This window comes from Streptomyces huiliensis (assembly GCF_020037025.1).
In the GTDB taxonomy this organism is placed as follows: Bacteria; Actinomycetota; Actinomycetes; order Streptomycetales; family Streptomycetaceae; genus Streptomyces; species Streptomyces huiliensis.
Map to the genome: position 1 here is coordinate 1 of NZ_JAIQLH010000309.1, position 7,840 is coordinate 7,840.

Consider the following 7,840-nt stretch of genomic DNA (forward strand, 5'->3'; position numbering starts at 1 on the left):
GCCGCCGCCACCGGCGCCCGGCCGCGCGTCTTCCTCGCGGCCCTCGGCCCGGCCGCCGCGCACACCGCGCGGGCCGGCTTCGCGGCCAACCTCTTCCAGGCGGGCGGCGTCGAGCCCGTCCACGACCCCGTCACCGTCGACGCGGACACCGCCGCCGACGCGTTCCGCCGCAGCGGCGCCACCGTCGCCTGCCTCTGCTCCTCCGACGCGCTCTACGCCGAGCAGGCCGAGGACGTCGCCCGCGCCCTCAAGTCGGCGGGCGCGACCCGGGTGTTCCTCGCGGGCCGCCCGGGCGACCGGCGCGACGACTGGCAGCGCGCGGGCGTCGACACCTACGTCTCCGCCGGCGGCGACGCGGTCGCCCTCCTCTCCTCCGTCCTCGACCACCTCGGAGTGGCGTGATGAGCATCCCCGACTTCTCCCGCATCGACCTCGCACCGGACGGACCGGGGGCGCAGACCCCCGCCGACGCCGGACAGTGGCGGGCGGCCCTGAAGGAGAGCACCGGCCGCAGCGCCGACGACCTGCTGTGGGAGACCCCGGAGGGCATCGGCGTCAAGCCCCTCTACACCGCCGAGGACCTCCAGGGGCTGGACTTCCTCGGGACGTACCCGGGCATCGCGCCCTACCTGCGCGGCCCGTACCCGACGATGTACGTCAACCAGCCGTGGACCATCCGGCAGTACGCCGGCTTCTCCACCGCCGAGGAGTCCAACGCCTTCTACCGCCGCAACCTCGCGGCCGGCCAGAAGGGACTGTCCGTCGCCTTCGACCTGCCGACGCACCGCGGTTACGACAGCGACCACCCGCGCGTCACCGGTGACGTCGGCATGGCGGGCGTCGCCATCGACTCGATCTACGACATGCGGCAGCTGTTCGACGGCATCCCGCTGGACAAGATGAGCGTGTCGATGACGATGAACGGCGCCGTGCTGCCCGTCCTCGCGCTCTACATCGTCGCCGCGGAGGAGCAGGGCGTACCGCCCGAGAAGCTGGCCGGGACCATCCAGAACGACATCCTCAAGGAGTTCATGGTCCGCAACACCTACATCTATCCGCCGAAGCCGTCGATGCGGATCATCTCCGACATCTTCGCGTACACCTCGCAGCGGATGCCGCGGTACAACTCCATCTCCATCTCCGGCTACCACATCCAGGAAGCGGGCGCGACGGCCGACCTGGAGCTCGCGTACACCCTCGCCGACGGCGTCGAGTACCTGCGGGCCGGGATGGGCGCGGGGCTGGACGTGGACGCGTTCGCGCCCCGGCTCTCGTTCTTCTGGGCGATCGGCATGAACTTCTTCATGGAGATCGCCAAGATGCGGGCGGCCCGGCTGCTCTGGGCGCGGCTGGTGAAGCAGTTCGACCCCAAGAGCCCCAAGTCCCTCTCACTGCGCACCCATTCGCAGACCTCCGGCTGGTCGCTGACCGCGCAGGACGTCTTCAACAACGTCACGCGCACCTGCGTCGAGGCGATGGCCGCCACCCAGGGCCACACGCAGTCGCTGCACACCAACGCCCTGGACGAGGCCCTCGCCCTGCCGACGGACTTCTCCGCGCGCATCGCCCGCAACACTCAGCTTCTCCTGCAACAGGAGTCCGGCACCTGCCGGGTGATCGACCCGTGGGGCGGCAGCGCGTACGTCGAGCGGCTGACGCACGACCTCGCGCGCCGGGCCTGGCAGCACATCCAGGAGGTCGAGGCGGCCGGCGGCATGGCCCAGGCCATCGACGCCGGCATCCCCAAGCTGCGCGTCGAGGAGGCGGCGGCCCGCACCCAGGCCCGCATCGACTCCGGCCGGCAGCCGGTCATCGGCGTCAACAAGTACCGCGTGGACAGCGACGAGCAGATCGAGGTCCTCAAGGTCGACAACTCCTCCGTCCGCGCCCAGCAGATCGAGAAGCTGCGGCGGCTGCGCGAGGAGCGGGACGAACGCGCCTGTCAGGACGCGCTGGACGCGCTCACCCGGGCCGCCGGCGGCGACGGCAACCTGCTGGAGCTCGCCGTGGACGCGGCCCGCGCCAAGGCCACCGTCGGCGAGATCTCCGACGCCCTGGAGAAGGTGTACGGGCGTCACGCCGGCCGCATCCGTACCATCTCCGGTGTGTACAGGCAGGAGGCCGGACCGTCGTCCGGCGTGGAGCGCACCCGCGCGCTCGTCGAGGCGTTCGAGCGGGAGGAGGGCCGCCGGCCCCGCATCCTGGTCGCCAAGATGGGCCAGGACGGGCACGACCGCGGCCAGAAGGTGATCGCGACCGCCTTCGCCGACCTGGGCTTCGACGTGGACGTCGGCCCGCTCTTCCAGACCCCGGCGGAGGTCGCCCGGCAGGCTGTCGAGGCCGACGTGCACGTCGTCGGCGTCTCCTCGCTGGCCGCGGGGCACCTGACGCTGGTGCCCGCCCTGCGCGAGTGCCTGGCCGAGGAGGGGCGCGAGGACATCATGGTCGTCGTCGGCGGGGTGATTCCCCCGCAGGACGTGCCGACGCTGCTGGAGATGGGCGCGACCGCCGTCTTCCCGCCCGGCACGGTCATCCCCGACGCCGCCTACGACCTGCTGGGGACCCTCGCCGGGGCCCTCGGCCACGAGCTGTGAGCCGGGCGGCCGGCTGATGGCGCGCGCGATCGACCTGGACGCGGTCGTCAAGGGCGTCCTGGACGGGAAGCGGGCGGCCATCGCCCGCGCCGTCACCCTCGTCGAGTCCACCCGCGCCGACCACCGGGAACTCGCCCAGCGGATGCTGGTGCAGTTGCTGCCGCACGCGGGCGCGGCGCGGCGGATCGGCGTCACGGGCGTGCCCGGGGTCGGCAAGTCGACGTTCATCGACGCCCTCGGCACGATGCTCACGGGGTTGGGCCACCGGGTCGCCGTGCTCGCCGTCGACCCGTCCTCGACGCGCACGGGCGGCAGCATCCTCGGCGACAAGACGCGCATGGAGCGGCTGGCCGTCGACCCGGCCGCGTTCGTCCGGCCGTCCCCGACGGCGGGGACGCTCGGCGGTGTGGCCAAGGCGACGCGCGAGACGATCGTGGTGATGGAGGCGGCCGGTTACGACGTGGTGCTCGTGGAGACCGTCGGCGTCGGCCAGTCCGAGACCGCCGTCGCCGGCATGGTCGACACCTTCCTGATGCTCACCCTCGCCCGCACCGGCGACCAGCTCCAGGGCATCAAGAAGGGCGTCCTCGAACTCGCCGACCTCGTCGCCGTCAACAAGGCCGACGGCCCGCACGAACGCGACGCGAAGTCCGCCGCCCGCGAACTCGCCGGTGCCCTGCGGCTGTTGCGCTCCCCCGACGCCGCCTGGAACCCGCCCGTCCTCACGTGCAGCGCCCGCGAGAACACCGGCCTGGACGTACTGTGGGACCGCCTGGAGCAGCACCGCCGCGTCCTGGAGGCGACGGGCGAACTGGCCCGGCGGCGCAGCGAGCAGCAGGTGGAGTGGGCGTGGGGCATGGTCCGCGACCAGCTCCTCGGCGAGCTGCACGCGCACGCGGGGGTGCGCGCGGTGACTCCGGACGTCGAACGGGGCCTGCGCGACGGCACGTTGACGGCGACGCTGGCGGCACAGCGGATCCTGGGGGCGTTTCGCTCGGACGCCGGCGGCCCCGGTGTCACCGAGGAGTCCGCAGGCCGCTGATCACCATGTGGATCAGCAGGTCGAAGCTCTCCTCCAGCCGCTCGGGGAGGCCGAAGGCGCCCTCGGCCTCCAGTACGGCGAAGCCGTGGAGCGCGGCGCGCAGGCAGCGGGTCGCGTGGACGGCCGCCGACTCCTCAAGGCCGTAGGCGCGGAGCGCGGCGAAGACGATGCCGAGCAGGCGCTCCCCGGCCTCGGCCGTCCGGGGCTCCGGGCGCTGGACGAGCACCGCGTACCGGTGCGGGTGGCGCAGCGCCCAGTCGCGCCAGGCGAGCATCAGCGCGCGGATCGCCTCGTCCGCCGAGCGGCCGAGCACGGCCGCGCCGACCTCGTCCGTGAGGTCGTCCAGGATCCGGGCCGACATCAGGTCGCGCAGCTCGGCCAGGTTGCGGACGTGCTTGTAGAGCGAAGGGGTGGCGACCCCCGCCCGGCCCGCCACGGCGGACAGCGTCAGGGCGGTGGGGGAGCCCTCGTCGACGAGCGCGAGGGCGATGTCGACGACGGCGTCGGGGGAGAGGGCGGCCCTAGGCACGGACGCCCTCCCCGAGGCCGAGGAAGGCGAGCACGGCGGCGGTGACGCGGTCGGGGCACTCGACGTGCGGATAGTGCCCGGCGCCCTCGATCAACTCCAACCGGCCGATGTCGGCGGGGAGTTCGGCGACGATGCCCTCGCCTTCGGCCCGGGGGTCGGGCCAGTCGGGGTCCAGGGTGCCCTGGACGATCAGGACCGGGCAGCGGACGTCGGCGAGCCGGGCTCCGGCGTCGGTGGGCGCCGACATGCCCATCCGCGCCACCACGGCCATCCGGCCGGGCCGGCGCAGGTCCGCCTCCAGGGCGGCGAGGCGGGCGGGCTCGACACCGTCCCGGTTGTCCCCCATCCCGTGCGCGAGGACGACGAGCGGTCCGTCGCCGGTGGCGTCGTAGGCGATCCGCTTGCCGCGCAGGGTCAGGTACTCGGTCATGGAATCGGTCACGGTTCCCCCGGTGGTTTATGTCGTTAGCCGCAAAGCTAATGGTATTAGCCGTGATCGGCAAGCGCCGGCCGGAGCGGCGGGGGCGCCCGGATACCGTGGTGTCCCGAAACGAGTGGAATCCGAAGGAAGGCGGGGCGCCGGTGGGTGACGAGGCGGCGGTGCGGGCCGAGGAGATGGTGGAGGCGTTCAAGGCGCTGGCCAATCCGGTGCGGCTGCAGATCATGCGGTGGCTCAGGGAGCCGGAGCGGGAGTTCGCGGAGTACGAGCCGATCGCGGACCGCCGGACCGTCGGCGTGTGCGTCAGCCACATCCAGGCCAAGAGCGGGCTCGCGCAGTCGACCGTCTCCTCGTACATGGCGGCCCTGGAGCGGGCGGGGTTGGTCCGTTCCACGCGGGTGGGCAAGTGGACGCACTACCGGCGGGACGAGGGGCGGCTGCGGCGGCTGTCGGACGCGATCGGTGACCATCTCTGACCTTTCGAAGGACGCCGCGTCGCGACTACCGCATCGACACATCGGAATATTGCGATACGATCGTGGCATGGATGCGACGACATCGACCAAGTCCGCCCTGATCGTGCACGCCCACCCCGAGCCGGACTCCTTCAGTACGGCCCAGATGCGGGTCGCCGCCGAGGAGTTGCGGCGCTCCGGCCACTCCGTGCGGATCGTGGACCTCTATGCCGACGGGTGGGCGCCGGTCCTCGACCGGCATGAATTCGGGCCTGTGGAAGGGCACTTCAAGCCGCAGGCCGAGCAGCGGAAGGCCGTCAGGGAAGGCACCCTGCCCGTCGAGGTGCGCGCCCACCTGGACGCGGTGCTCGACGCCGACCTGCTGGTGCTGTCGTTTCCGCTGTGGTGGTTCTCGGTGCCGGCGATCCTCAAGGGCTGGGTCGACCGCGTCTTCGCCATGGGCGCGGTCTTCGGCGGCGACCACGGCGTCTTCGACCGGGGCGCGCTGCACGGCAAGCGGGCCGTCGTCCTCGTGACGACCGGAGGCTCCGCGGAGTCCTTCGACCGGGGCGGCTCGTTCGGGGCGATGGACGACTTCCTGTACCACATCCGCCGCGGCATGCTGGAGTTCGTCGGCTACGAGGCGCTCCCGCCCGTCGTCACCTACGGGCCGGCCCACGCGACGGACGCCGACCGCCTGGCCGCGCTGGAAGCGGTCCGGGAGGCTTTCGCGGCGCTCGGCGACGGCCGCCGGGACACGGCGGAGGCCCGGGCGGCGGCGGTCTGAGCCCGTCGCGTGTCGGACACGCGGGCCGGGCCCACGTCCCGACCGGCCCGGAGGTACCGAGCGGGGCCGACCGGGCGGACGGCTTCCGCGATAGCCTGGCCGCCGGTGACCGGGTGGCCATCCGGTCGACCGGCGCGTACTGCGCCACCAGTGTCCTGGTGGGCTTCCACGGCTACCCGCCCGTTGCCGCAGTTCGTCCACGCGCCTCCACGGTGAGACGGCGAGAGCGCGGCCGGGCCCACCGGGTCGAACGCGTCAGTCGCCGTCGCCCCTGGGGAAGACCCTGTCGCGGAGGCGTTCCGGCCGGGACAGGGCGGTGGTGAAGGCGTGCCACGAAGCGAGGGGGAAGATGAGAATCGCTCGGCCGGGATTCTTGCTGTCCCGTATGAGCACTCTGTCGGCGAAGCGGTCGGACGCCTCGACGCACGCGGCCCCGACGGGATCGCTGTGGCTGGACTTGCGCCAGGCGGCGGCGTCGCGTGCGGGTGGGGGCGTGCGGGTCACGGCGACTCTCCTCCCCTACGGGCCTGATCGGGTCCGCCGGGTCGTCCGGCGACCCTTCCGTCAGCCTCCCCGAGAAGGCGTCCCCTGTGTAGGCCGCGCGCTTGCCGGGGCCGCCGTCAACGGGACGGTGGTTGGGCCGGGGCGCCCGTTGGGCCGGGGTGGGAAAGAGAAAGACCCGGGGTGGGAAAGAGAAAGACGAGGAGATCCGCGCTCCTCGCCACTCTTAATTTATAGCCCACAGGGGGCCTTGCGGCAAGGCCCCGGTCATGCCGCAGAATCTGCGATCTAAGCCACTGAGCTGCGGAAACGGCGAGCACGCCGTTCCGCGGCCGGGGCCGCCGGGGCGCGTCGCGGCCGGGTGTACGGCAGACGAGGAAATGGGCGTGGGGATGTTCGACGTAATCGTGGTCGGTGGCGGGCCGACCGGGCTGATGCTGGCCGCCGAACTGCGGCTGCACGGCGTGGGTGTGGTCGTGCTGGAGCGGCTGGCCGAGCCGACCAAGGAGTCCCGCGGGCGCGGCCTGCACACCCGCAGCGTCGAGCTGATGGACCAGCGCGGCCTGCTCGACCGGTTCCTCGCGGTCAGCGAGAAGTTCCAGGTCGGCGGCCTCTTCGGTGGCATCGCCAAGCCCTGGCCGAAGGGGCTGGACACGGGCCACCCGTACGGCCTCTCGACCCTGCAGCCGGTCACCGAGCGGCTGCTGGAGGAGCACGCGCGGGAGCTCGGCACCGAGATCCGGCGCGGCTCCGAGGTCGTCGGTCTCGAGCAGGACGAGGACGGGGTGACCGTCGAACTGGCCAGTGGGGGCACCCCCGCCAATGAGGGCGTAGCCGGCGGGGGAGGCACGCGGCTGCGCTCCCGCTACCTCGTCGGCTGCGACGGCGGCCGCAGCACCGTGCGCAAGCTGGCCGGCATCGGCTTCCCGGGCGAGCCCGCGACGGTCGAGACGCTGCTGGGCGACATGGAGATCGCCGACGACCCGGAGAAGGTCGCCGCCGTCGTCGCGGAGGTCCAGAAGACGCAGCTGCGGTTCGGGACGGTCCCCAACGGGGACGGGACGTTCCGCGTCATCGTGCCCGCCGCGAGCGTGTCGGAGGACCGGATCAAGCCGCCGACCCTGGACGAGTTCAAGGAGCGGCTGCGGGAGGTGGCGGGCACCGACTTCGGTGTGCACTCGCCGCGCTGGCTCTCCCGCTTCGGCGACGCCACCCGGCAGGCCGAGCGCTACCGCGCCGGCCGGGTGCTGCTGGCCGGCGACGCCGCCCACATCCACCCGCCGACCGGCGGCCAGGGCCTCAACCTCGGTGTGCAAGACGCGTTCAACCTCGGCTGGAAGCTGGCCGCCGAGGTCGCCGGCTGGGCGCCCGAGGGCCTGCTGGACAGCTACCACGCCGAACGGCACCCGGTGGGCGCCCGGGTCGTGGCCAACACCCGCGCGCAGATCACCCTGCTGGGCACCAGCCCCGGCGCGGCCGCCCTGCGCGACCTC

General features: G+C 72.9%; 9 protein-coding genes. 6 read left to right on the forward strand and 3 right to left on the reverse strand.

All coding sequences use genetic code 11. The features are described from left to right. The 3 genes from JNW98_RS31930 to meaB form a co-directional block, all read left to right on the forward strand. A partial coding sequence (locus JNW98_RS31930; protein WP_372459369.1) for a cobalamin B12-binding domain-containing protein occupies positions 1-402 on the forward strand: 402 nt, incomplete at its 5' end. Then, complete coding sequence (gene scpA / locus JNW98_RS31935) at positions 402-2,594, forward strand: methylmalonyl-CoA mutase (RefSeq protein WP_223771797.1); 2,193 nt, start codon at positions 402-404, stop codon at positions 2,592-2,594. The genes JNW98_RS31930 and scpA, both read left to right, overlap by 1 nt. Positions 2,595-2,610: 16 nt before the next feature. Further along, positions 2,611-3,636, forward strand: coding sequence for a methylmalonyl Co-A mutase-associated GTPase MeaB (meaB, locus tag JNW98_RS31940; RefSeq protein WP_223771798.1), 1,026 nt, complete (start codon positions 2,611-2,613; stop codon positions 3,634-3,636). Here meaB and JNW98_RS36750 read toward each other — a convergent pair. Together JNW98_RS36750 and JNW98_RS31950 are read right to left on the reverse strand one after the other, a co-directional pair. Then, entirely contained in the window at positions 3,611-4,165 is a 555-nt protein-coding gene (locus JNW98_RS36750; protein ID WP_223771799.1) for a TetR/AcrR family transcriptional regulator, read from the reverse strand. The genes meaB and JNW98_RS36750 overlap by 26 nt on opposite strands. Continuing rightward, positions 4,158-4,607: an alpha/beta fold hydrolase gene (locus JNW98_RS31950; RefSeq protein WP_372459370.1), complete on the reverse strand. Its 450-nt coding sequence runs from the start codon at positions 4,605-4,607 to the stop codon at positions 4,158-4,160. The genes JNW98_RS36750 and JNW98_RS31950 overlap by 8 nt, the downstream gene beginning before the upstream one ends. Before the next feature lie 140 nt (positions 4,608-4,747). Here JNW98_RS31950 and JNW98_RS31955 point away from each other — a divergent pair, with 140 nt between their 5' ends. Then, positions 4,748-5,080, forward strand: coding sequence for an ArsR/SmtB family transcription factor (locus tag JNW98_RS31955; RefSeq protein ID WP_372459371.1), 333 nt, complete (start codon positions 4,748-4,750; stop codon positions 5,078-5,080). Positions 5,081-5,147: 67 nt separating this feature from the next. Next, the gene (locus tag JNW98_RS31960; RefSeq protein ID WP_223771800.1) at positions 5,148-5,846 is read left to right on the forward strand and encodes an NAD(P)H-dependent oxidoreductase; all 699 of its coding nucleotides are present in this window, start codon (positions 5,148-5,150) and stop codon (positions 5,844-5,846) included. Between the two features lie 255 nt (positions 5,847-6,101). On the opposite strand, the gene JNW98_RS31965 is transcribed toward JNW98_RS31960, so the two are convergent. Next, a complete protein-coding gene (locus JNW98_RS31965) occupies positions 6,102-6,350 on the reverse strand; it encodes a DUF397 domain-containing protein (protein ID WP_223771801.1) in 249 nt (82 codons plus the stop codon). 389 nt (positions 6,351-6,739) lie between these two features. On the opposite strand from JNW98_RS31965, the gene JNW98_RS31970 reads away from it, so the two are divergent. Further along, positions 6,740-7,840 (forward strand): FAD-dependent monooxygenase (locus JNW98_RS31970; protein ID WP_223771802.1); only part of this gene is annotated, 1,101 nt, incomplete at its 3' end.